This window comes from Halomonas chromatireducens, from assembly GCF_001545155.1.
Lineage (GTDB): Bacteria > Pseudomonadota > Gammaproteobacteria > Pseudomonadales > Halomonadaceae > Halomonas > Halomonas chromatireducens.
The window spans coordinates 2,507,075-2,529,671 of sequence record NZ_CP014226.1; the positions used below are offsets into that span (position 1 = coordinate 2,507,075).

At 65.7% G+C, this 22,597-nt stretch carries 22 protein-coding genes and 1 pseudogene; 13 read left to right on the plus strand and 10 right to left on the minus strand.

Annotated elements, in window-relative coordinates:
• Positions 1-114 precede the first annotated feature (114 nt).
• From LOKO_RS11660 to LOKO_RS11670, 3 genes are read right to left on the minus strand one after another with little or no spacing between them, the layout of a single operon-like run.
• The gene (locus LOKO_RS11660; RefSeq protein ID WP_066449326.1) at positions 115-423 is read right to left on the minus strand and encodes an AzlD family protein; all 309 of its coding nucleotides are present in this window, start codon (positions 421-423) and stop codon (positions 115-117) included.
• Positions 420-1,136, minus strand: a complete 717-nt coding sequence (locus tag LOKO_RS11665; RefSeq protein ID WP_066449329.1) for an AzlC family ABC transporter permease — start codon at positions 1,134-1,136, stop codon at positions 420-422. Before LOKO_RS11665 ends, LOKO_RS11660 begins: the two co-directional genes overlap by 4 nt.
• Positions 1,133-2,128 (minus strand): LLM class flavin-dependent oxidoreductase, encoded by a 996-nt coding sequence (locus LOKO_RS11670; protein ID WP_066449332.1) that lies wholly within the window; start codon positions 2,126-2,128, stop codon positions 1,133-1,135. Before LOKO_RS11670 ends, LOKO_RS11665 begins: the two co-directional genes overlap by 4 nt.
• A 215-nt stretch (positions 2,129-2,343) precedes the next feature.
• On the opposite strand from LOKO_RS11670, the gene LOKO_RS19895 reads away from it, so the two are divergent.
• From LOKO_RS19895 to LOKO_RS11685, 5 genes and pseudogenes are all read left to right on the plus strand, one after another.
• Positions 2,344-2,520, plus strand: coding sequence for a hypothetical protein (locus tag LOKO_RS19895; RefSeq protein ID WP_201025316.1), 177 nt, complete (start codon positions 2,344-2,346; stop codon positions 2,518-2,520).
• Between the two features lie 23 nt (positions 2,521-2,543).
• The gene (locus LOKO_RS20230) at positions 2,544-2,912 is read left to right on the plus strand and encodes a hypothetical protein (protein WP_235588849.1); all 369 of its coding nucleotides are present in this window, start codon (positions 2,544-2,546) and stop codon (positions 2,910-2,912) included.
• Between the two features lie 12 nt (positions 2,913-2,924).
• Positions 2,925-3,242 (plus strand): annotated as a pseudogene (locus tag LOKO_RS20235) (extensin-like domain-containing protein); the annotation flags it as partial.
• Between the two features lie 85 nt (positions 3,243-3,327).
• The gene (locus LOKO_RS11680) at positions 3,328-4,275 is read left to right on the plus strand and encodes a cobyrinic acid a,c-diamide synthase (RefSeq protein WP_066449335.1); all 948 of its coding nucleotides are present in this window, start codon (positions 3,328-3,330) and stop codon (positions 4,273-4,275) included.
• 54 nt (positions 4,276-4,329) lie between these two features.
• The gene (locus LOKO_RS11685) at positions 4,330-5,559 is read left to right on the plus strand and encodes a toxic anion resistance protein (protein WP_066449341.1); all 1,230 of its coding nucleotides are present in this window, start codon (positions 4,330-4,332) and stop codon (positions 5,557-5,559) included.
• A 20-nt stretch (positions 5,560-5,579) separates the two neighbouring features.
• On the opposite strand, the gene LOKO_RS11690 is transcribed toward LOKO_RS11685, so the two are convergent.
• The 3 genes from LOKO_RS11690 to LOKO_RS20240 form a co-directional block, all read right to left on the minus strand.
• A complete protein-coding gene (locus LOKO_RS11690; protein ID WP_235588851.1) occupies positions 5,580-5,945 on the minus strand; it encodes a sll1863 family stress response protein in 366 nt (121 codons plus the stop codon).
• A gap of 105 nt (positions 5,946-6,050) precedes the next feature.
• Positions 6,051-7,322 carry a GGDEF domain-containing protein gene (locus LOKO_RS11695; RefSeq protein WP_066449343.1) on the minus strand — a complete coding sequence of 424 codons (1,272 nt, stop codon included), beginning with the start codon at positions 7,320-7,322 and terminating at the stop codon, positions 6,051-6,053.
• Entirely contained in the window at positions 7,319-8,722 is a 1,404-nt protein-coding gene (locus tag LOKO_RS20240; RefSeq protein WP_235588852.1) for a substrate-binding periplasmic protein, read from the minus strand. The genes LOKO_RS11695 and LOKO_RS20240 overlap by 4 nt, the downstream gene beginning before the upstream one ends.
• 295 nt (positions 8,723-9,017) lie before the next feature.
• On the opposite strand from LOKO_RS20240, the gene LOKO_RS11710 reads away from it, so the two are divergent.
• Together LOKO_RS11710 and LOKO_RS11715 are read left to right on the plus strand one after the other, a co-directional pair.
• Complete coding sequence (locus LOKO_RS11710; protein WP_066449344.1) at positions 9,018-10,394, plus strand: MFS transporter; 1,377 nt, start codon at positions 9,018-9,020, stop codon at positions 10,392-10,394.
• On the plus strand, positions 10,394-11,152 hold the full coding sequence (locus tag LOKO_RS11715; RefSeq protein ID WP_235588853.1) for a sulfite exporter TauE/SafE family protein: 759 nt from the start codon (positions 10,394-10,396) through the stop codon (positions 11,150-11,152). The genes LOKO_RS11710 and LOKO_RS11715 overlap by 1 nt, the downstream gene beginning before the upstream one ends.
• Here the strand turns inward: LOKO_RS11715 and LOKO_RS11720 are convergent.
• Positions 11,149-12,387: an E22 family MetX-like putative esterase gene (locus tag LOKO_RS11720; RefSeq protein WP_083517559.1), complete on the minus strand. Its 1,239-nt coding sequence runs from the start codon at positions 12,385-12,387 to the stop codon at positions 11,149-11,151. The genes LOKO_RS11715 and LOKO_RS11720 overlap by 4 nt on opposite strands.
• 156 nt (positions 12,388-12,543) lie before the next feature.
• Between LOKO_RS11720 and LOKO_RS11725 the strand changes: the two genes are divergently transcribed.
• From LOKO_RS11725 to LOKO_RS11745, 5 genes are read left to right on the plus strand one after another with little or no spacing between them, the layout of a single operon-like run.
• Positions 12,544-13,071, plus strand: a complete 528-nt coding sequence (locus tag LOKO_RS11725; protein WP_066449346.1) for a retropepsin-like aspartic protease family protein — start codon at positions 12,544-12,546, stop codon at positions 13,069-13,071.
• Between the two features lie 7 nt (positions 13,072-13,078).
• The gene (locus LOKO_RS11730; RefSeq protein ID WP_066449348.1) at positions 13,079-14,071 is read left to right on the plus strand and encodes a YihY/virulence factor BrkB family protein; all 993 of its coding nucleotides are present in this window, start codon (positions 13,079-13,081) and stop codon (positions 14,069-14,071) included.
• Complete coding sequence (locus LOKO_RS11735; RefSeq protein ID WP_066449351.1) at positions 14,068-15,108, plus strand: NAD(P)H-dependent flavin oxidoreductase; 1,041 nt, start codon at positions 14,068-14,070, stop codon at positions 15,106-15,108. Before LOKO_RS11730 ends, LOKO_RS11735 begins: the two co-directional genes overlap by 4 nt.
• Positions 15,109-15,151: 43 nt before the next feature.
• Entirely contained in the window at positions 15,152-16,936 is a 1,785-nt protein-coding gene (locus LOKO_RS11740; protein WP_066449353.1) for a VRR-NUC domain-containing protein, read from the plus strand.
• A complete protein-coding gene (locus LOKO_RS11745) occupies positions 16,933-19,245 on the plus strand; it encodes an ATP-dependent DNA helicase (protein WP_066449356.1) in 2,313 nt (770 codons plus the stop codon). The genes LOKO_RS11740 and LOKO_RS11745 overlap by 4 nt, the downstream gene beginning before the upstream one ends.
• On the opposite strand, the gene LOKO_RS11750 is transcribed toward LOKO_RS11745, so the two are convergent.
• Positions 19,239-21,056 carry a monovalent cation:proton antiporter-2 (CPA2) family protein gene (locus tag LOKO_RS11750; RefSeq protein WP_066449363.1) on the minus strand — a complete coding sequence of 606 codons (1,818 nt, stop codon included), beginning with the start codon at positions 21,054-21,056 and terminating at the stop codon, positions 19,239-19,241. The genes LOKO_RS11745 and LOKO_RS11750 overlap by 7 nt on opposite strands.
• 291 nt (positions 21,057-21,347) lie before the next feature.
• Between LOKO_RS11750 and LOKO_RS11755 the strand changes: the two genes are divergently transcribed.
• Positions 21,348-21,527, plus strand: a complete 180-nt coding sequence (locus LOKO_RS11755) for a PLDc N-terminal domain-containing protein (protein WP_066449365.1) — start codon at positions 21,348-21,350, stop codon at positions 21,525-21,527.
• Between the two features lie 9 nt (positions 21,528-21,536).
• On the opposite strand, the gene LOKO_RS11760 is transcribed toward LOKO_RS11755, so the two are convergent.
• Positions 21,537-21,866, minus strand: coding sequence for a GspH/FimT family protein (locus tag LOKO_RS11760; protein ID WP_083517560.1), 330 nt, complete (start codon positions 21,864-21,866; stop codon positions 21,537-21,539).
• Positions 21,814-22,548, minus strand: coding sequence for a DMT family transporter (locus tag LOKO_RS11765; RefSeq protein WP_083517561.1), 735 nt, complete (start codon positions 22,546-22,548; stop codon positions 21,814-21,816). Before LOKO_RS11765 ends, LOKO_RS11760 begins: the two co-directional genes overlap by 53 nt.
• Between the last annotated feature and the right edge of the window lie 49 nt (positions 22,549-22,597).

Consider the following 22,597-nt stretch of genomic DNA (forward strand, 5'->3'; position numbering starts at 1 on the left):
TGAGGGGCGACGAGGTGAATGGCTCTCCCTTGGAGGCCACGACTGGGTAAACGTTCCTGGGGTGCGACACGCTACCACGGTCGCTTCTGCCAGGGCACTTATCACGCAGATGTGCTACAGCATCCGCCATAGGGCGGCGGTGACGATCCCGGCGGTGATCGCCGGCAGGGGCTTCTGCAGGGCCAGCATGACAAGGAGGGTGGCGACCAGTGCCATTCGGGCCCCCCAGTCGCCGTAAACGGCCATGGGGGTGATCACCGCCACCAGCACGGAGCCGGCCATGGCATTGATGAAGCGCTCTACCCTGGGGCCGATCGGTACCCGCGACATGATGAAGACGCCGCCGGCGCGGGTCAGGTAGGTGACGAGGGCCATGATGACGATGGCGGCGATGGCTCCGGCCAGCGTGGCGGGAAGGGTCATGGTTTCTCTCCCTTGCGCGCCGGCAGCAGGACACCCACGAGCCCGCCTGCCACTGCGCCGACGATGACATGGGCGTGATCGGGCAGCCATGTCATGGCCGCCAGTGCGGCCAGTGCCGCGGCGGCCCAGGGCAGCAGTATCGACAGGTCGCGGCGGCCGCCCACCAGCATGGCAAGCAGGAAGCAGCCCATGATGACGTCCAGGCCGAAGCGTTGCGGCTCCTCGATGCCGCTACCGAACAGCACGCCGAGCAGGGTGCCGAACAGCCAGGTGACCCACAGTGCGATGCCGCCGCCCACCAGCATGCCGACATTGGTCTTGCCCTTCTGGTAATCGGCGGCGGCCATTGCCCAGTTGGAGTCGCTCATGACGACCACGCTGGCGTAGCGCTGGGCGGGCGGGAGATGGGCGAGCCAGGGCTGGATGGCGGCGCCCATCAGCAGATGGCGGGCATTGATGGCAAAGGTGGTGGCGATCAGCGGCAGCAGCGGTATCTCTGGGCCCCACAGCTCCAGGGCGGCAAACTGCGAGGCGCCGGCGAAGACCAGGGCGCTCATCAGCATCGCCTCGAGACCGGATAGGCCGCGGGAGAGGGCGGCTACGCCGAAGGCCAGGCCGAAGACGACCACGAACAGGCACAAGGGGGCCATGCGCCGGATGCCGACGATGATGCCGGCCAGGTCGAGCCGGGCAACCTGGGTACTCCGGCTCATGCGTGCCACGCCTCGGCGACGATCTCGTAGCTTCTCAGGCGGTCCTCGGCCCGGAAGACGTCGGTATTGAGCATCAGCTCATCGGCACCGGTCTTTTCGAGGAAACGCTCGAGACCGGCCTTCACCGTCTCGGGGCCGCCGATGATCGCGGCGCCCAGGAACTGCTCGACCTGGGCTCGCTCCATGGGGGACCAGTCGAGGGCTTCCACCGGTGGCAGCGAGCGCGTGCGCCCACCGCGCACCAGGTTGAGGAACTTCTGCTGGGCGGTGGTGGCCAGGTATTGGGCTTGCTCATCGCTCTCGGCAGCAATCACCGGCAGGCCGACCATGGCATGGGGCCTGTCGAGCGTGTCGGAGGGGCGGAAATTGTCCCGATACAGGCGCAGTGCCTCATGCAGGTAGCCCGGGGCGAACTGGGCGGCGAAGGCGAACGGCAGCCCCTCCCGGGCCGCCAGCTGGGCGCTGTAGCCGCTGGAGCCGAGCAGCCAGAGTGGCACGTGGGTGCCTTGGCCCGGTACCGCTCGGACCCGCTGTCCGGGCTGGGTTTCGCCGAGAAACCCTTGCAGCTCGGCCAGCCGCTGGGGGAAGTCCTCCACACCGGCGCGGGGGTCGCGCCGCATGGCCTGCATGGTGGCGGCGTCAGAGCCCGGAGCGCGGCCCAGGCCCAGGTCGATGCGGCCGGGATAGAGCGTTGCTAGGGTGCCGAACTGCTCGGCCACCACCAGCGGCGGGTGGTTGGGCAGCATGATACCGCCACTGCCGACACGGATATGCGAGGTGGCCCCGGCGATATGGCCGATCAGCACGGCAGTGGCGGCGCTGGCGATGCCGTCGAGGCTATGGTGCTCGGCCAGCCAGTAGCGGGTAAAGCCGAGGCGTTCGGTCAGCTGTGCCAGGCTCACGCTTTCACGAAAGCTGTCGGCGATGGTGCCGCCCTGGCGGATGGGTGCCAGATCGAGCACGGAGAGCGGGGTATCGGCGAGTCGGGACATGATCGGGTTCATCCGCTAATTGGGTAGCCTGCTGTGTATTGCCACCAACATCGGGCCTAGCCCGGAAATATGCAATCCCTGCTGTCAGAAAACGCTGGCTGCAGCCTTGAGGAGCCGCCGAAAGAGCCCGCTCTCTCCGCTGTTTGTTGCAATACAGTAGTCAGGCGACAGCGCAGGCCTTAAGCTCAGCAAAAGGGTGAAACCGGACTTCAGCCATGTCTCTCATCGGATCGAACCGCGGCAACTCCCGCCGTGGCGCTACCCGTCGACGAAAAACCCCTCGCCAGCGCCGAAGAGGCTTCGATGGCTGGCTCGATCGCGCAGTGGACGTCGCCGTGATCACTGCCCTGATTGTCGGCGGTGTGGCCCTGATGCTGAACCTGTTGCTGTGATCTCTGCTGTGATGTGAGGTGGTATGCGCTTTCTGTTGACCCTTGCCCTGCTGGGCATGGTAGCGGCCATTGCCTGGTGGCAGTTCGAGGCGCAGATACCTTCTGAGTGGCATCCCTTGAAGCCGATTTCGGTGGATGACCCCCTGACCCCGGTGACGAAATGGAAGCTCCATCGCCTGGGCGACAGCCGCGATGACTGCCTGGCAGCACTGGCTACCGTACCCGAAGGGGCACTGCGGATGACGCCGCTGGAGGATCATGAGCCGGTAGAGGGCTGCCCGCTGGAGAACGTGGTGCGTATGCATGGCAGCGACGTCGACTTCAATGCCAGCTTCGTTGCCGCCTGCCCACTGGCTCTTGCCTGGGTGATGTTCGAGCGGCAGCGCCTGTAGCCGGCCGCCGAGACCCATTTCGGCAGCCGGGTGGCCCACGTCGAACACTACGGCAGCTATTCCTGTCGGCGGGTCTATGGTCGGGAAACAGGTCGCATGAGCGAGCATGCCACTGCCGAGGCGCTGGATGTGGCGGCATTCCGGCTGGCGGACGGCCAGCAGATCGCCCTTCAGGAACACTGGGGTGAGGAGGGCGAACGAGGCGACTTCCTGCGTGAGGTTCGCGACGGCGCCTGCGATCTTTTCGGTAATGTGCTGGGCCCCGACTACAACGCCGCCCATGCGGACCACTTCCACTTCGGCATGCGGGGCTACCGGCTGTGTCGTTGATACCGGCTTCCGGTTAGCTGTCGCATGCGACCTCAAGCCCCCGTACACTGACTGTATCCTCCAAGGTCGCTGAGTAAGGAGACCGATGCTGGGATTTCTCCAGGGCTTTGCTTATGGCCTCTTCGTCACCTGCCTGCCGTGGCTGCTGGTCGGCATGGCCAATCCACGCCTGGCGGTTCCTACCGATTCCCCCAACCGCCTGCAGGTGGTCTTTCGCTACTGCCTGTTGATCCCGTTCCTCAGCATGCTGCTGTGGCTGACGTCGCTGTGGGGTGGTTTCGGCCCTAGCCTGGGCGGCTGGCTGGCCGGGCTGGTTGCGGTCCCCGTGGCGCTGCCCCTCGAACGTGCCTGGCGTAGCTGGCGGGCCAGGCGGCATCGCCGCCGGCTGGAGGCGCGTCTCGAAGCCGAGGCAGCACGTCGACGCACCGAGCAGGAGCGCGAGGCGCGCGAAGCCGGCGTGGCGGTACTCGACCCGTCACATCCCCCGTCAGACGCCGATGAGTTGATCATGGCCCTGTGCCGCGCCAAGCAAGCTCTTCTCGATACCAGGCGGCCCGACCTGGCGATCCAGGTGGACCGATTCTACAGTCGCTATCGCAACGTCATGGACGTGCTGGTGGCTCGTTTCGATAGCAGTGAGCTGGCCTTTGCGCGCTCCCGCGGGCTGGTCACCGAGGTCTGTCTGGGTGCAGTGGACAACTTCACCTCCATGGCCGCACAGGCGCGGGGGGTGATGGGGCTCGATGGGGACTTCGTGCGTCGCCGCCTTGAGCAGGACGGCACCAAGCTGTCGGTGGAGGAGCGGATTGCGCTGAAGCGCCGCCTGGAACTGATCGATGACACCGAGCTGCGATTGCGCCGCCTGGTGGCGCGAAACGAGTCGGCGCTGACGCTGCTCGATGATGCCGCCGTGGCCCTGGCGCGGATCGAGACGGGGCGTCCACAGGCATCGGTGGCCACCGACCAGGCCCTGGAGGAACTGCGGCGCTTCATTGGCAGGGCTGAGCGTTACGGGCGCGGGGGCCAGCGCTGAACCTGTCAGAATGCTAGCCTAGCATCAAGGACCTTGAGATAAGGGGAAGGTAGCATGAATCAATCGTCCGGACGCGGATCCCGCCTCTCCTTGCCACCGGTGGAGGAGATCGCCAGCGAGCTGGTTGAATCCCTGCCCGAGGTCGAGGAGGAGGCGACTCCCGGTGCAGATGACCCTGAGCTGAGCGAGATGGCCGACGCCTTCGTGGAGGAGGTGCTGGCCAGCGGTGAGGACGGTGCGGCACTGGAGCGTCAACGCCGTGCGGTGGACGAGATGGGCCTGGAGCTGCAACAGCAGGCGGCGCACAAGAGCGAGATGCTGCAGACCCCGCTGAAGAAGCTGGCGCACCAGGGCGATGACGGCGGGCCGGTAGCCCGTGCCCTGGTCGACCTGCGCGGCAGGATGGAGGAACTGGATCCCCAGCAGCACCGGCTCTCGCCCAATCGGCTCGACCGACTGCTGGCGCGAATTCCCGGCGCCGGTAGCCGGGTACAGCGCTACTTCCGCAAGTTCGAGAATGCGCAGCAGGCGCTGGATGCGATCATCGCCGACCTGGAGTCGGGACGCGACATGCTGCATCGCGACAACCTGACGCTGAATGACGACCAGGAAGCCCTGCGCGAGCTGATGGGGCGGTTGCAGCGTCAGGTCGGTCTCGGGCGCCTGATCGACCGGCGCCTGCAGCAGGCGCTGTCCGGACTCGTTGCCGACCATCCCCAGCGCCCCTTCATCGAGGAGGAGCTGCTCTTCCCGCTGCGCCAGCGCATCGTCGATCTGCAGCAGCAGATGGCGGTCAGCCAGCAGGGGGTGCTGGCGCTGGAAGTCATCATCCGCAACAACCGTGAGTTGATTCGCGGGGTAGACCGGGCGATCCATGTCACCGTCTCGGCGCTGACCGTGGCGGTGGCGGTGGCCATGGCGCTGGCCAACCAGCGGCTGGTGCTCGATCGCGTCGAATCGCTCAATACCACCACCTCGGACATGATCGCCGGTACCGCCAGGGCGCTGCGCCACCAGGGGGTGGAGATCCAGACCCGGGCGGCTTCGGCCCAGCTGGACATGGAGGCCCTGGAGCAGGCGTTCGGTGACGTCATGGGGGCCATCGACGATCTTTCCCGCTACCGCCAGGAGGCCCTGCCTCGCCTGGACGAGCAGATCACCCGGTTGGCGAAGCTGTCGCGCCAGGGAGGGGAGGCGATCGACCGACTCCAGCGCGGCAGCGAAGCCCAGCCCGAGTCGGTCGAAGAGAAGACGTCACCATCGGAGCGGCGCGGCGACAGCTAGTCGGCACCCGGCAGGCGAGACTATCGCCTGCCGGGGCGCTCGTCGCGGTCGTCCTCGGGAGCGGTGTCGGGGGGTGTGGTATCGGGCGGGCTGCCCGGAGGCCCCTCATTGCGCCAGGCATCCCGGAACGCCTTGCGCATCAGTTCCCAGGACTCCTCCATGCCCTGGCGTAGCGAGTCCCAGGCCGCCTCGCTGGCGTGCTGCAGTTCATCGAGCCGGCGACGTGTTTCGTCGCGACGCTGCTTCAGCCGCTCGATATCCTCCTCGTACTTGACCTGTGCCTCGTCGCTGGCCTGACGGGCCCTGGCGGCCAGCTCATCGATCTCGGCGTTCCACTCGTCCAGCCGGGCCTTCATCTGCTCGACGAATTCGTCGCGTTTGCTCATGGTCTCATCCCCCGTCCTGTCCCGCTATCGCAAGACTCTTCTCGCTTGAGCATGAGATATGAGCATGAGATAGAAGCCGGCTTCCCACAAGCGTGGCCAAATCGCTCATGTCTCCCACGCCACCCGGTCGCGGCCCTGATGCTTGGCCCGGTAGAGCTGGCTGTCCGCCTGCTCCAGCAGCTGTTCGCAGGTGATCCCGCTGGCGGCGGGAACGGTGCTGGCCACCCCCAGGCTCGCGGTGACCTGGTCGGAATGGTCCGAATAAGCATGGGGGATTGCCAGCGCTCGAATCGCATCACGTATGTGTTGGGCGACCAAGCGGGCACCCGCGAGATCGGTATCGGGCAGTACGCAGACGAACTCCTCCCCCCCGTAACGGGCCACCAGATCGGTCGAGCGGGTGACCACGCCGGCCAGGGCATCGGCGATCGCACGCAGGGTGTCGTCGCCGGCGACATGGCCGTAGTGGTCGTTGAAGTCCTTGAAGCGGTCGATGTCGATGAAGATGACTGCGAGGGGCTTGCCGGAGCGCCGAGCCCGCTGCCACGAGGCCTCGAGGAAGGTATCGAACTGGCGCCGATTGGCGATGCCGGTAAGTCCGTCGACGGTGGAGATCTGGTGCAGCTGATCGCGCTGGTCGAGGCCTCGCTGGAAGGCATGGAGGAGCTCATCCAGGCTCTCGACCAGATGGCCCAGCTCGTCATCGCCATGGTGTTCCAGATTGGGTTTGCGCCACTGGCCGGGCTGACTGGGGTTGGTCTCTATGATGGCCGCATGAACTTGCAGCAATGGCCGGGTAATGAAGGCATGGAAGACCACCACCAGCAGAGCGGCGATGGCCAGCGCCTTGAAGACGCCCAGTGAGAAGATCAGCAGGCTTCGATCCATGAAGTCCCGGGCCAGGCTGTCGAGTGCCAGCGTCATTTCGATATCGCCTACCGGTTCGGTCGGCGAAGCGGTACCCAGATCGTATATCAGTACCTCCTGGTAATGCAGGATGTCGCCGAAAAGCGCATGGGCCAGCCAGCTGCTATCGGGCGACACGTCTCTTTCACGCGAGGCCATGCTGCGGCCGAAGTCGTCTCGAATGACCACGTCGGCTACCCTGCCGCCGCTGAACAGGCCCTCCACCACCTGCGTCGCGAGTTCGGGGTTGAGCTGGAAGGCGGCTTCCGCGGCGGTGCCGTGAACCAGATCCAGCCGGTGCTGGGTCTGATTCTGTACCTCATGCCGCATCTTGCGGGCGTCCAGGGCGAGTTCGATGGCTCCGGCAATGATGCTCAGCAGCAGCGCGATGGAGAGCGTCAAGACAGCCTGCTTGGCGGTCAGGCTGCTGCGGCGTGGGCGTTGCTGGCGCTCTGGGGGAGCTGCTGTCATCGCTCCGCATCCGCGTCATCGCTTGATTCGAGCCCTACGACCTCAGGTGGTTCGGGGGGGCGAAGCCTGTCGATGGCAGCCTGCAGGCGGGCCACATAGGCTTCGGGCACCGAGGGGTGGCAGGCGAGATAGAGCTGGGCTTGCTGGAAGCCGAAAAGTCGTTTCAGGTCAATTTCCGCCTCGGCGGCAAGATAGTCGGCTGCCTGCTCACCCGTGACCCAGACATCGATGAGACCCGATTGAAGGCGATTGATATTCTCGCGCTCGCTCGTTGCCAGAACGATCGATGCCCCCTGACTTGCCACGAACTGCCCCACGGCATCCTCACGAAAGCTACCCACGCGCAGCTCCTGGAGGTCCTCCAGCGAGCTGGCTTCTATGCCAGAGTCCGCCTGGGTAAAGGCCGCCCACTCGTTGGTCGCCAATGGACCGATCCAGGTGAAGTGGGGCTCACGATCACTGGTACGTGTCGTCGAATAGACACAGTGGTTATCCTTCAACTGGGCCTCGGTATAGGCGCGGGCCCAGGGAAGCAGCCGAAACCTGGCGGAAAGCCCCGCCTCTTCCAGGGTGGCCCGCAGCAGCTGGGTCGACTCGCCGTCGATGTCGCCGTCATCCGTCAGGTAGTTGTAGGGCGGATACTCCTCGGTATTGAAGATCACCTCGGTGCTAAAGATGTCGCCGAGCTCACCCCGCTGCCTGAGGGCATCCAGAGCCGCCTGCATTCGTGCCACCAGGTCCGGGTCGGTATCGCGATGCAGGGCGTAGTAGAGATCCGATTCGCTGATCGTCAGTACCGACATGAAATCGGTGATGGGAAGGTCGTGCTCCTGCATCAGCCAGAACGCCACATCCTCACCGTAGGCCCAGAGGTCGACCCGTCCTCGGTCGAGCATCATCAGAGCGCTGAGATTGGACATCGCCAGGCGCAGCTGATCGGCGGGAACCCCGGCCTCTTCCAGTCGCTGGGCGCCGATGTCCCCACGGATGACGGCGACTCGATAGCCGCCATTCACCAGGTCGTCGAGACTGTCGAGCTGGATGCCGCTGTCGCGCCGGGCGATCAGGACAACCCGGTCGGTGGCGATGGGCCCGACCCACTGGAACAGCGCCTCGCGCTGCTCGGTGCGGGTGGTGAAGAAGAGTACCGTGCCGGGCTCGGCCAGGGCGGTGTCGTAGCCGCGAGCCCAGGGGTAGAAGAGGACGTCTTCCCGGGTCAGTGGGGTTTCGGTCTCTTCGAAGATGCGCTCGAGGATCTCGATGGAGATGCCTTCCAGCCGCTCCTCTCGCTTGTAGTTGTACGGCGGATACTCTTCGGTAATGAAGGTGAGGCCGTCCAGGCTGGCAGAGGCCGGGACAGGCAAGAGTAGGCAGACCGCGAACAGTAGCCATTTTCTCATGCGGCTGTCGTTGCCTCCTGTGTGGGTATTATTATGTGCCAATTTCCATGGAGAACGTGGCTGCTGGCGGCAGCTGTCGGAACTAACCTAGTCGATACCTTTCGTAAAGTCATCTTCACACCGCCAACGCAAGCGCCGTCCCTCCACATGGGACCGTGCCGCACCCCTGGCGAGCGTCGCCGATACTGCCGGCATGCGGTAGCGAAATGCCAAGCCGTCAGTGAATGCTCCCGCTGCGTCGTTAGCTGGTAGGCTATGAGCCGAAAGAGCCCACCCACGGCAAGGAAAGTACACTATGAGCGCGGTACCTGTGGCTGCCGGCGACACGCCCCGGCAGCGGGCGTCGAGAAAGGAGATCTTCGGCTGGGCGATGTTCGACTTCGCCAACCAGGCCTTTACCCTGCTGATCATCACCGTGGTCTTCGGTGAGCTCTTCACCACGGTGATCGTCGGTGACCGGGGAGACGACTATCGGCTGGCCAACCTGCTGTGGAGCCTCGCCCTGGCGGTGAGCTACCTCATGGTGGTGATCACAGGCCCGCTATGCGGAGCGGTCATGGATTACCATGCGGCCAAGAAACGTTTCCTGTTTGTCAGCTACCTGGCAACGGTGGGTGCCACGGCGATGCTCTATTTCGTGGAGCCCGGCTATGTGGTGCTGGGCCTGCTGCTGATCGTGGTTGCCAACTACGCCTACTCCATGGGCGAGTCCTTCATCGCCGCCTTCCTGCCAGACCTCGGTCCGCCAGAGGATATGGGCAAGATATCCGGTTTCGGCTGGTCGCTGGGCTATGTGGGGGGGCTCTTCGCCGCCGGCTTCACCCTGCTGGTACTGGGCGAGGCCACCGCCGACAACTTCGAGCGTATCCGCTGGGTGGGGCCCTTCGCTGCCGGCTTTTTCCTGGTAACGGCCATCCCTACCTTTCTCTGGGTCAAGGAGCGGGGCACACCGCAGCCGCCAGGCAAGCCTTACCGGCAGATCGCCTGGGAGCGGGTCGCGACGACTCTGCATGAGCTCAGGCATTTCCGCGATCTGGGCATTTTCCTGGTCTCGCTGCTGTTCTCCATGGCGGGGGTCTACATCATCATTGCCTTCGCCTTCATCTACGGTGCCCAGGTAATCGGCTGGGACGAGGCGATCCGCAATATCATGTTCATCATCGTCCAGATCACCGCGGCGGCAGGGGCGCTGGGGTTCGGTTTCATCCAGGACCGCATCGGTACCAAGCTCACCTACCTGTTCACCCTGACGCTATGGGTGGCGGCGATCTTCGCCATCTGGGCCACGCCGGAAGTCACGGCCTTCCTCAACGAAAGCCTTGGGCTCGAGTGGGAGGCGCAGCATCTCTTCCTGGTGGTGGGCTGCCTGGCCGGGCTCAGCCTGGGCTCGAGCCAGTCGGCCAGTCGTGCCCTGGTGGGTCTCTTCTCGCCCACCCGCAAGGCGGCCGAATTCTTCGGCTTCTGGGGGCTGGCCAACAAGCTGGCCGGTGTCATCGGAATCATCGGCCTTGGGCTGCTGCAGTCGGTGGTTGGCCTGCAGGCCTCCATCCTGCTGTGCGCTGCGCTGTTCATCACGGCGATCCTGATCTGTCTTGCCGTCAATCAGGCGCGTGGCCAGCAGGCGGCCCGCGACTGGGAGACGAGAAACCCGATTCAGGGAGGAGCAGGCTAGTGTCGCTGCTGCAAGATCCGCTGCTGCTCCTATTGGTGGCCATCACTTTTCTGGTGGCCGGCACCGTCAAGGGTGTCATCGGCATGGGTATGCCGACCGTATCGCTGGCCTTGTTGACGGCCACCGTGGGACTACCCTCGGCAATGGCGCTGCTGCTGGCACCCACCATCATCACCAATATCTGGCAGGCACTGGTTGGAGGATATCTGGTGCAGATCCTCCGGCGGCTGTGGCTTTTCCTGTTGGCGTCCACGGTTACCGTCTGGCTGGGGGTGTCGGTGCTGGCCAGGGTCGACGTGCGCTGGCTCTCTGCCCTGCTCGGACTGCTGATCATCTACTATGCGCTGTCCGGCCTATTCCGCCTCGGGGGAGGGGCGATCATGCGCCATGGCCGCCATGCCGGGGCGGTGAATGGTGCCTTGACCGGATTGATCACCGGAATGACCGGTTCATCGGTCTTTCCGGGTGTCGCTTACCTGCAGGCGCTGGGCCTGCCTCGGGACATGCTGATCCAGTCCATGGGCGTGCTGTTCGTGGTCACGACCGCGGCGCTGGGGTTTTCCATGGGGGAGCAGCGTCTGCTCACTGTCGAACTGGCGTTGCTTTCGCTGGTGGCGGTGGTGCCCGCACTGCTCGGCATGCAGTTGGGGCAGCGACTCCGACACCGGCTGTCGGAGGCTGCCTTTCGTCGCGTTTTCCTGACCGGCCTGCTGGTCATGGGAAGCTATCTACTATTGAGCGCACTACTCTCCGGCTAATCGGCGAGGAAGGCACGGATCCTGTCGCTGGCCTGGTCGATACCGACGACGCCATCGAGATGGCCGCGGTTGCCGTCGAGAGTGACCAGTTCCACCGAGGTGCCGTCGGCACCAATCATCTCGGCGGTATCGCGGACGCCTTCTGGCGCGAAGACAAGGTCGTTCTCGCTGTAGAGAATGAGCGTCGGCGCGTCGATGTCGGCCAGCCCCTCTTCCACGCTGTCGCCGTGACCGGTGACAAATGCCTGGTTAGCCTTGACCAGATAGAGCAGGTGGTTGGCGTCGGCGATCTCGGCCCGGGCCGCGGCGATGTCGTCGAGGGTCTGCTCGATGGCGTAGCGGGCGTGGATGTCGCGGGTCGGATCGGCGTCTTCGTCAGCCCAGCTGCGGTCGAAGGTCTCGTTGGCCCACTGCCAGTGGTTGGCGTTCAGGGTCACCAGCTTGAGCGCTTCCCGCAGGCCGTCCAGGGGCGCCTCGCCGTCGTAGTAGTCGCCGTCATTCCAGTTGGCATCGATCCGGATGGGGGCCGCCCAGGCGCTCAGGGTGGCGAGCAGCCAGGGATCGCTCTGGCCCCCGCCGATGACCGGGATCAGCCGTTCGACCCGCTCCGGGTAGGCGCTGGCCCACTCATAGGCCTGCAGGGCTCCCATGGAGGGACCCATGACCGCGTGCAGCTGTTCGATGCCCTGGCTCTCCAGCAGCGCCTTCTGCACCTCGACGAAGTCGCGTATGGTCACCAGCGGAAAGTCCAGCCCCCAGGGTTCGTCGGTTTCCGGGTTGATCGAGGCAGGGCCGGTGGTGATGACATTGGGGTCATGGGCATTGAGATTGACCAGGGTATCCGAGGAGATGATGTAATACTCGTCGGTATCCAGCGGCTTGCCGGGCCCGATGATCGCATCCCAATAGCCCGGTGCGGCATCGTCCTCGGCATAGCGGCCCGCCGCATGGCTGGTGCCCGAGAAGAAGTGAGTGATCAGGATGACGTTGTCCTTCGCCTCGTTGAGGGTGCCGTAGGCCTCCCAGCCGATCCTCACCGGGGCGATGGTTTCGCCGCTGACGGTGGTGTACTCGTCCATCTCGAAGACCTGCTTCTCCACCAGGCCATCCCAGGCCAGGGCGGCCGAGCTGCATGTCAGCAGAGCGCTGATACACAGGGTTGCGCCGACAAGGCGTTGCCCAATGGGGGAATGCTTTGCCGAGACGGGGGTCGAATACTCGAAGCTGTCTTGCATGTGGCTATCCTTGTTGTAGTCATTCGCGCAATAGTCGTCTGATCACGCCAGAACCTTCATGGTCCTGGGCGATAGGCGCTCTTCAGTACAGACAGCAGGCGCAGAGGTGTCAATGCCAAAGGGGCTGCCTCCGACAATGGCCAGGGGAGATGTGCTATGAGCCGTGGTGACGGGTCAGTCCGACGGACCGGGCTGGGTATGATGCTGCTGTTCTGGATACTGTTCATCGGTGCCGGTGTCTGGTGGTTTCACGGTTTTCTCGAGCAGCAGCGCAACCCCAACGCCCATCTTGTCAATGCAGTGAGCGGGCAAGACGAGCCGGTTGTCCTCGAGCGCAATCGGTCGGGCCATTTCATGGCCACCGGACGCATCAATGGTGAGCCGGTGGAATTTCTGCTCGACACAGGCGCCACCTATGTCGCCGTACCTGCGGATCTGGCGGGACGGCTCGGCCTCGAGCGCACGGGATCGGCCTGGTTCAATACCGCCAACGGCCGTGTGCGTGGGGATCTGACGATGCTCAATGAGGTCAGTTTGGGAGGGTTCACAGCGGATCAGGTGAGAGGCTCCATCAGCCCGGGGCTGGACGGCGACGTGGCTCTGCTGGGGATGAGCTTTCTCAACCGTTTCGATATCGAGATTCGCGATGCCCGGATGATCCTGCGCCCGGCACAGCAACCCTGAGGAGCTCATGACCGACCAACCGAGAGGCCGACGCGCCGAAAGACCCAAGCAGATACCGGGACCTGGCTGGCTGGATGTCGTCTGGCGGGTCAAGCAGGAGCTGGCTGACGACCGGGTCAACCTGCTGGCGGCCGGCATTGCCTTCTATGCTCTGCTGTCGCTGTTTCCCGCACTTGCCGCCGTCATTTCCCTATGGGCGCTGGCCTTTGATCCTCATGAGATTGTCAGTCAGATCAGTGAAATCAGCCGCTTCATGCCACCGGGTGGGGCGAGCCTGATCAATGAACAGGCGCAAGAAGTCAGCGAAAGCACCGATACGGGGCTGAGTCTGACCGCCATCATCAGCCTGTTGGTAGCACTGTTCGTGGCATCCAAGGGCGTGCGTGGCCTGATGGTGGGGCTCAATGCCGTCTATGGCGAGGATGAACGGCGCCCTTTTTTCCAGCGTTTCCTGGTCGTTGCCATTCTTACCGTGGGGCTGATCCTGATTTCCCTGGGCGCCACCATCTTCGTGGCATTCTTTCCCCTGGCGATCGGCATGCTCGGCCTGGACAGCACGGCGGTCAGGGTGATCGGCTGGCTGCGCTGGCCGGTACTGCTGCTGGTGATGATGCTGGTCATTGCTGCGCTATATCGCTTCGGCCCCTACCGCAGTGCGCCGCGCTGGGAGTGGGTCAGTGTCGGCACCGTGATTGCGACGTTGCTGTGGCTGCTGGGTTCCGGCGGGCTTTCGCTCTATGTCCGCCATGTGGCCGACATGGCCGAGCTGTACGGTTCGCTGGGTACCGTCGTGGTGATGATGCTCTGGTTCTGGCTTTCAGCCTTTGTGGTATTGCTTGGTGCCGAGATCAACGCTGAAATGGAACGACAGACCCGCAAGGACACCACCATCGGCGAGCCGCGACCCATGGGCGAGCGTGGTGCCCATGCCGCCGACACCCTGGGCGCCAAGCGCCCCTGGCGACGGCCCAAGCCAACCCAGCATGGAGACGAATCATGAGCCTGACCCAGCGACTCGGCATCGAGCTTCCCATCCTTCAGGCGCCCATGGCCGGCGTCCAGGGCTCGGCGCTGGCCGTCGCGGTATCCGAGGGCGGCGGGCTCGGCGCCTTGCCCTGCGCCATGCTGAGCCCCAAGGTCATGAGCGACGAACTTGAAAGGATTCGAGCGCAGACTTCACGGCCGCTCAATGTCAATTTCTTCTGCCACCTGCCGGTAGAGCCGGATCCTGCCAGCGACGCGCGCTGGCATCAGGCGCTGGCGCCCTACTATGAAGAGATGGGCCTCGACATCGACAGCGTGCCGGCTGGTCCCGGCAGGCGGCCCTTCGACGACCAGGCCTGCAATGTGCTGGAGACATTCCGCCCCGAGGTGGTGAGTTTTCACTTCGGCCTGCCGTCTCCGGTGCTGCTCGAGAGGGTCAAGGCCTGGGGGGCGACGGTGCTCTCCTCGGCCACCACGGTGGAGGAGGCTCTGTGGCTCGAGGCGAATGGTGCCGATGCGGTGATCGTCCAGGGGCTTGAGGCGGGTGGGCATCGTGGGATGTTTCTCACCGAGGACCTCACCACCCAGGTTGGCACCCTGGCACTGCTGCCCCAGGTGAAGGCGGCCGTCACGGTGCCGGTGATTGCCGCGGGGGGGATCGCCGACGCCCGGGGCGTGGCGGCGGCGCTCGCACTGGGAGCGGATGCGGTGCAGGTCGGAACCGCCTTCCTCTGCTGCCCTGAAGCGACCACCTCGTCGCTGCATCGCCAAGCGCTGCAGAGTGATGCGGCGCGCCACACCGCATTGACCAACCTCTACAGCGGGCGGCCGGCGCGGGGCATCGTCACGCGACTGATGCGCGAGCTTGGCCCGATCAGCCCCCTGGCGCCGGCCTTCCCGCTGGCCACGTCGGCCATCGGCCCGTTGCGCAGCGCCGCCGAGGCGCTGGGAAGCGGTGACTTCTCGCCGCTATGGGCCGGCCAGAATGCCAGCGGTTGCCGCGAAGTGCCTGCCGCCGAACTGCTGCAAGAACTGGCCAGCGAGATTTCCTGATACTCCAATGACGCGGTGGCGACAGGGCTGATATCATGGATGCATGAACAGTGTTTTGCCTGTCGCGCCGGTCACGGCCTCTCTCGATGATCCGTTCTACTACCTGGCGAACTTTCGTTTCGTTCTCGGCTGGGTGAGCGAGCGTCACGATGATCTCCTGGGTGACGGCGAGCGTCGCTTTATCGCCGACTTCGATGCGTTGCCGCGGGCTTCCCAGGCGCTGCTGGTGCGCATGGTCATGCGCAAGGGCGAGTTCTTCCGTACCACGAAGCTGGTCTATACCGAGATCGACGATGCCGCGGTGGCGCTCGATGCGCTGATTGATGCCGGCTGGGTCGAGGCCGACCCGGTGCTGAGCTTCGGCGAGCTGTTTCGCCAGCTGCGCCTGGCCGAGCTGCGCCGCGTCCTCGCAACGGAGATTGCGGCGGCGGGCCTACCGGCGTCGGCGGCCAAGTCGACGCTGTACCAGGCGCTGTCGGGGCAGCCGGAAGGGCCGCGCCGGCTGGCCAACTGGGGGGATGTGTCAGCGCTGCAGGGGGAGCGGGTCGTGCGGCTATCCATCATGGCCGTCTGCGACCGCCTGCGCTTGATGTTCTTCGGCAATCTGCGCCAGGACTGGTCGGAGTTCGTGCTGGCCGAACTGGGCCTGCAGCGCTTTGAGCGGGTTGCCTTCTCGCCCGAGTCGCGGGCCTTTTCGAGCCGCGATGAAGTCGATGCCTACCTGGCGCTGCACCGGCTGCGCGAACGGCTCGAAGAGGGGGAGCTTCCCGAGGCGCTGCACGCCGAGGTGCCGCCGGTGCCCAAGGGCAACGCCTGGCTGGACGAGCGCCGTGCGAGGCTGCTTTATCGGCTGGGGCAGGCCGCGGAGCGTGGAGGCCAGCCGGCACTGGCACTCCAGGCCTATGGCGAGGCCGACAGCGGTGAGGGTGGAGGCGGAGGCCATGTCGATGCCCGCATCCGCCGCCTGCGCCTGCTGGAGCGGCTGGGCGAGCATCAGCGCGCCTTCGAGCTGGCCTCTGTCATGGTGTCCCGCAAGGAAGCGCTCGGCGAGACTCTCGACGCGCAAGCGCCCGATGAAAGAGAGAGCCAGGCCCTCGAGCGGCTGCTGCCGAGGCTGCGGCGCCGGCTGGGGCTGGCACCGGAACCGCAGCAGGCGCCGCCCCCGCCCGAGCGCTGGGACCTCTGCCTGAGGCGCCCCGTCAGCGACGAGGGGTGGCCGCTCGGCGTGGAGCGGGCCGTCTGCGCCCACCTAGGTACCCCGCAGGCACCGGTGCACTATGTGGAGAATGCGCTGATCACCGGGCTATTCGGCCTGCTCTGCTGGCCGGCGATCTTTGCCTCGCTGCCCGGCGCCTTCTTTCACCCCTTCCACAGCGGCCCGGCGGACCTCAATCGAGCTGACTTCGTGTCACGCCGTCGCGAGCGGTTCGCGGCCTGCCTGGCCCAACTGGATGACGGACGCTACCACGAGACCATTCTCGAGACCTGGCAGTGCAAACGGGGCCTCGCCTCGCCCTTCCTGCACTGGGAGGCGCTCGACGAGGCGCTGCTGCTGCAGGCCTTGGCCAATATCCCCGCCGCCCACCTGCGCGCCTGCTTCGCGCGGCTGCTGCTCGACCCCCGAGCCAACCGGGCGGGCCTTCCCGATCTGATCCAGTTCCTGCCGGAAGCCGATGTCGCGTCACCCGCCTATCGGCTGATCGAGGTGAAGGGCCCCGGCGACCGGCTGCAGGACAACCAGCGCCGCTGGTTGGCGTACTTCCGGGCGCACGGCATTCCCGCCGTGGTGTGCCATGTGACCTGGCAGGACGAGGCGGTAGGATCATGACCGCGAAGGATGGGCAGTATCGCGTGGCGGTACGCGCGCTGTGCGACTTTACCGCCCGTGAAGGCGATCTCGACCATCGCTTCACCCCCTCGCCCAGCGCCCGGGAAGGTATCGCCGGGCATGTCCTGGTGGCGGGCCGGCGTGGTACCGGTTATGAAGCCGAACTGCCGCTGTCGGGTAGCTACCGGGGCCTGGTGGTCAGCGGTCGCGCCGATGGCTACGACCCCCGGGCCAATCGCCTGGAGGAGGTCAAGACCCATCGCGGCGACCTGGCGCGCATGGCGGCCAACCAGCGCGCCCTGCACTGGGCTCAGGTAAGGGTCTACGGGGCCCTGCTGTGCGCCGAGCGAAAGCTCGAGGCGGTGACGCTGGCGCTGGTCTATCTCGATATCGCTACCGGCCGCGAGACCTCGCTGAGCGAGGAGGCGAGTGCGGCAGAGCTGGCGGCGTTCTTCGAGGCCCAGTGCCGGCGCTTCCTGGCCTGGGCCGAGCAGGAGAGCCGTCATCGCCAGGCGCGGGACGACGACTTGTACCGGCTCAGCTTCCCCCACCCCGCGTTTCGGCCCGGCCAGCGGGAGCTGGCCGAGGGGGTCTACAAGGCGGCCGCCACCGCACGCTGCCTGCTGACCCAGGCGCCCACCGGCATCGGCAAGACCATCGGCACCCTCTTTCCGCTGCTCACGGCCATGCCGCGCCAGGGCCTCGACCGCATCGCCTTCCTGACCATGAAGACCCCGGGACGCCGCCTGGCGCTGGATGCCCTGGCCCGGCTGGGAGCCGCCGGCAGCGCGGAACATGGCGAAGAGCGCCGACCGCTGCGGGTGCTGGAGCTGGTGGCCCGCAGCAAGGCCTGCGAGCATCCCGACAAGACGTGCCATGGCGAGGCCTGCCCGCTGGCGGCGGGTTTCTACGATCGCCTGCCGGCGGCGCGCCAGGCGGCGGTAACCCGGGGCTGGCTCGACCGCGAGGCGCTGCGCGAGGTGGCGCTAGCCCATGAGGTCTGTCCCTACTACCTGGGGCAGGAGCTGGCCCGCTGGTGCGATGTGACGGTGGGGGACGTCAACCACTACTTCGATGCCGGCGGCCTGCTGCACGGACTGGCCCAGGCAGACGGCTGGCGCTTGGCGCTGCTGGTGGATGAAGCCCACAACCTCATCGAACGGGCCCGTGCCATGTACAGCGCCGAGCTCGACCAGCGAGACTTCAGCCGGCTGCATCGCTCGGCGCCGCCGGCCCTGGTCCGCCCCCTGGGGCGGGTGGTGCGGCAATGGCAGGCGCTGGTTCGCGAGGCGGGGCCGGCGCCGGAGGGGGAGCCGGGGCGCCCGGCCTACTGTGTCCTCGAGGGGCTTCCCGACAGGCTGGTGGGAGCATTGCAGCTGCTGGCCGCCGCCATCACCGACTATCTGGGCGAGCACCCGACCGGCTCTGACCCGGAACTGCAGGAGCGTCTGTTCGAGGCACTTGCCTTCTGCCGCCTGGCCGACTCCTTCGGCGACCACTCGCTGTGCGACCTGACGCGCCATGGCAAAGGGCACTCGGTCGTCGGGCTGCGCAACCTGGTGCCGGCCGACTTCCTGGCCCCGCGCTTCGCCGCGGCCCGGAGCTGCGTGCTCTTCTCGGCCACGCTGAGCCCTGCGCATTACCATCGCGACCTGCTGGGCCTGCCGGAGGCGAGCGCCTGGCAGTCGGTATCCTCGCCCTTCACCAGCGACCAGCTGGAGGTGCGCATCCAGGGCGGTATCTCGACACGGCTACGGGACCGGGCGGCCTCCGTCGAGCCGATCGTCGCCGAACTGGCAGGGCAGTATCGGCAACGTCCGGGCAACTACCTGGCCTTCTTCAGCAGCTTCGCCTACCTCGAGGCGGTAATGGCACGCCTGCGCGAGGCCCATGCCGAAATACCCGCCTGGGCCCAGACCCGCGGCATGCAGGAGGCCGACCGGGATGCCTTCCTGGCGCGCTTTCGGCCGGGTGGCCGGGGAATCGGCTTTGCAGTGCTGGGTGGCGCCTTCGCCGAAGGCATCGACCTTCCCGGGGATCGGCTGATCGGTGCCTTCATCGCCACCCTGGGGCTGCCCCCGTTCGACCCCTTCAACGAGGCGCTCAAGGCCCGGCTGGAGAGCCGCTTCGGTCGTGGCGACGACTATGCCTACCGTATCCCCGGCCTGATCAAGGTAGTGCAGGCGGCCGGCCGGGTCATCCGGGGGCCGGAGGACCGCGGCACGCTGGTATTGATCGACGACCGCTTCGGCCATCGCCACGTTCGCAGCCTGCTGCCGACCTGGTGGCGGCTCGGGCAGTGTCAGTGAGGCCGGGGCGGGATCTCCTCCACTCGTGTGGCGATATCCTCGTCGGCTTCGTAGAGCGCCTCTAGTTCCCTGGCCGCCTCCTGGATGGTCTGGATCTGTTTCTTCTCGTTGCCGAACACCGCCAGCTGACGCATCAGCGCCTCTTCGTCATGGGGCCGGAAGGTGTCGATGGTGTGCTGGGCCTGGTCGGGCGGGATGCCAAGGCCGACCAGGGCGTCGCGGGTAAGCTCCAGGCTGGCGGGCAGCAGTTCGCGCACGATGTGGATGACGCCGGCCCGCATCAGCAGGTGGGCATGGTAGCGGTTGCGGGCCCGGGCATAGAGCTTGAGGTGGGGAAACTGTCGCCTCGCCTGCTCGACGATACGCATGGACGCCTCGGGGTCTCCCACCGCCACGACCAGTACCCGGGCCTTGTCGGCGCCGGCAGCCTTGAGCAGGTCGATGCGCGAGGCGTCGCCGTAGTAGACCTTGTTGCCGTAGCGCCGTACCACCTCGACCTGCTCGGCGTTGATGTCGAGCACGGTGTAGGGAATCTTCAGCCCCTGCAGGGCGCGCCCCATGATCTGGCCGAAGCGCCCGAAGCCCGCAATGATGATCTGGGGGGACTCGTCCCGGGGGCTATCGTAGGTCGGCTTCGTCCGGGAGGGGGCGTAGAGCCGACGCAAGCCATGGACATGCAGCTGGAAGAGCAGCGGTGTGACCACCATGGAGAGCGAGATCACCAGGATCAGCAGGCTGACCAGCGACTGGTCGAGCAGGGCGGCGGCGGCCGCGGCGGAGAGCAGCACGAAACCGAATTCGCCGCCCTGTGAGAGCAGCACGGCGAGGTTGGCAGCCTCTTTCCAGCTACCGCCATAGAGCCGCGTGGCGATCAGCAGGCTCAGCGCCTTGAGCAGCACCAGTCCCAGGGTCAGGCCGAGCACCACCAGAGGGATCTCCGCCAGCAGGCCGATCTCCGCCATCATGCCCACGGCCATGAAGAACAGCCCCAGCAGCAGGCCGCGGTAGGGCTCGATGTCGGCCTCGATATTGTGGCGATACTCCGAATCGGCAAGCAGTACACCGGCAATGAAGGCGCCCAGGGCCATGGAGAGGCCGGCCAGCTCCATCAGCAGTGCGGCACCGATCACCACCAGCAGGGCGGTGCCGGCGAAGACCTCGCGGCTGCGAGTGGCGGCAGCATAGTGAAACAGCGGCCGCAGCAGGAAGCGTCCACCGACGATCAGCCCGGCGAAGGCGCCCGCGGCGAGAATCACCTCGCGCAGCAGCGGAGTCGCGCCGTTAGTCATCAAGGCATCTGCGGCGAGCAGGGGAACGATGGCCAGCACCGGAATCGCGGCCAGATCCTGGAACAGCAGCAGGGCGAAGGCGTGGCGCCCGTGGCGGGTCTGCAGCTCCTTGCGTTCACCAAGCAGGTGCAGGACCAGCGGCGTGGAGCAGAGTCCCAGGCTGAAACCCACCACAATGGCGGCGGCGGGCGACAGCCCCAGCCACCAGGCAGCCAGGGCGAGCAGCAGGGTGGTGACGCTGACCTGCAGGCTGCCGAAGCCGAACACGGCCTTGCGCATCACCCGGAGGCGGGAGGGCTTGAGCTCGAGGCCGATCACGAACAGCAGCAGGACGATGCCTACCTGGGAAAACTGCAGTACGCCCTGAGCGTCCGGCACCAGGGCCAGCACCGAAGGGCCGATGACCACCCCGGCGGCCAGGTAGCCGAGCACCTCGCCGAGCCCCAGGCGCTTGAACACCGGCACGATCAGTACCGCCGCGGCGAGAAAGATCAGCACATTGAACAGCAGTCCGCTGGCCAAGAGTCACTCCTTTCAGGTTGGGCAAGGGGGGACCATTCTACCCGACAAGAGACATTGATCTTTTCCTTTGCAATTCACTGCAAGCAATTTGCGCGCCATTTTTCGCCGATTGCTCTCTTGCGGCAATCGTAGCGGGGCAGTGAGACCTGGGCTGACCAGCCCAGGCGGAGGGTACTGCAGGCGCCAGAGTTACAGAGCCTGACATTTTGCTACGGCTTTGGTTTGTGACGGTAACCTGGCCGTGCTACTCCTAGAGGACCTTCTGTTACTGAATCGACAAGGAGATGTCCGATGGGAATTGAAGTAGGTGGTTTATTAGGCCTTATCTGGCTGATCATCCTGGTCTGGGCCATCGTCAAGGTGGCGAAGAGTCCGGCTGGCCCCGTGGCCAAGCTGCTATGGATCCTTGTCCTGTTGCTCTTCCCGCTGGTGGGGTTGATCGTGTGGCTGTTGATGGGCCCCAAGGGTTAGGGGCCTGTCTCAGCAGGTCGCTCCGGTCTCTACCCGCACCCGGCCGAAGTTGCTGACGACGACCCTGGCGCCGGTATCGTGTCGACCGCATATCGTGAAAGTGCCGTTGTGCCCGGCCGGTCGCCCCAAGGGGCCATAGCGCACCGGCCGACCATCCTGACGATAGCTGACGGATACCACACGGCTGTCGTCCAGAATACGGAGCACCTCGTCGCTGCCGATATTGCCTCCTTCGGCACGGCCCTGTATCACCATCAGCGGGGCCGTCCAGTCACCGTTGTTGCAGCTAAGGGCATCGTGGCTGGGGCAGACGGTGACAGTGGCACNACAGGCGTACAAGGCGGCGCAGCACTGGCATCAATGCCAGCGGGATCAAGGCGCCCAGGGCCGCTACCGCGAGGAGTTCCGGTATCAGTGACCAGCGCAGGTTGCCGTAGAGCGCCATGCCTCCCTTGAGGCCGATCGACAGCATCAGCATCGGGCTCATGTCGACGCCGGGGCGGGTGCGGCAAAGGGTAAAGTTGGCGGCCAAGGCGGTGGCGGCCAGTAGCGCGAAGCCGTTGCCGATCCACGAACCGGCACCGGCATCGTCGAGCACGATCAGTGAAGTCCCCAGCAGGCAGAGCCAGATCGCCAGCCAGGTCCGCCGCGGGAGGTGCTCCTTGAGAAAGAGCCGCGACAGCAGCGCCGCAATCAAGGGCGCACCGGCCAGGATCATCAATACGTTGCCGCCTTTGGTGTACTGATTGCCCAGCACGAAACCGAAGGTGGAGAAGCTGAACAGCACAGCAACCCCGATACCGGTCCAGCCGCAGCGCCGATACGCCTCGACGAAGCCGCTTCCATGGCGCGCGGCGACGATGGCGATGAAGCCCAAGGCGGTCAGCAGGCCACGCCAGACCAGGATGTCTGCATCCGGCAAGCCGATCAGCTTGATCAGCAGCGCATCGGGGGAAATGATCAGCGCACCGCCACCGGTGAGCAACAGGCCCTGCTGGCGGTGCGATAGGGTGTGAATCAAGGCGACCTCGCTGTCGGTGGATCGCCTGGGAGTCTGTCGGATTTGACCG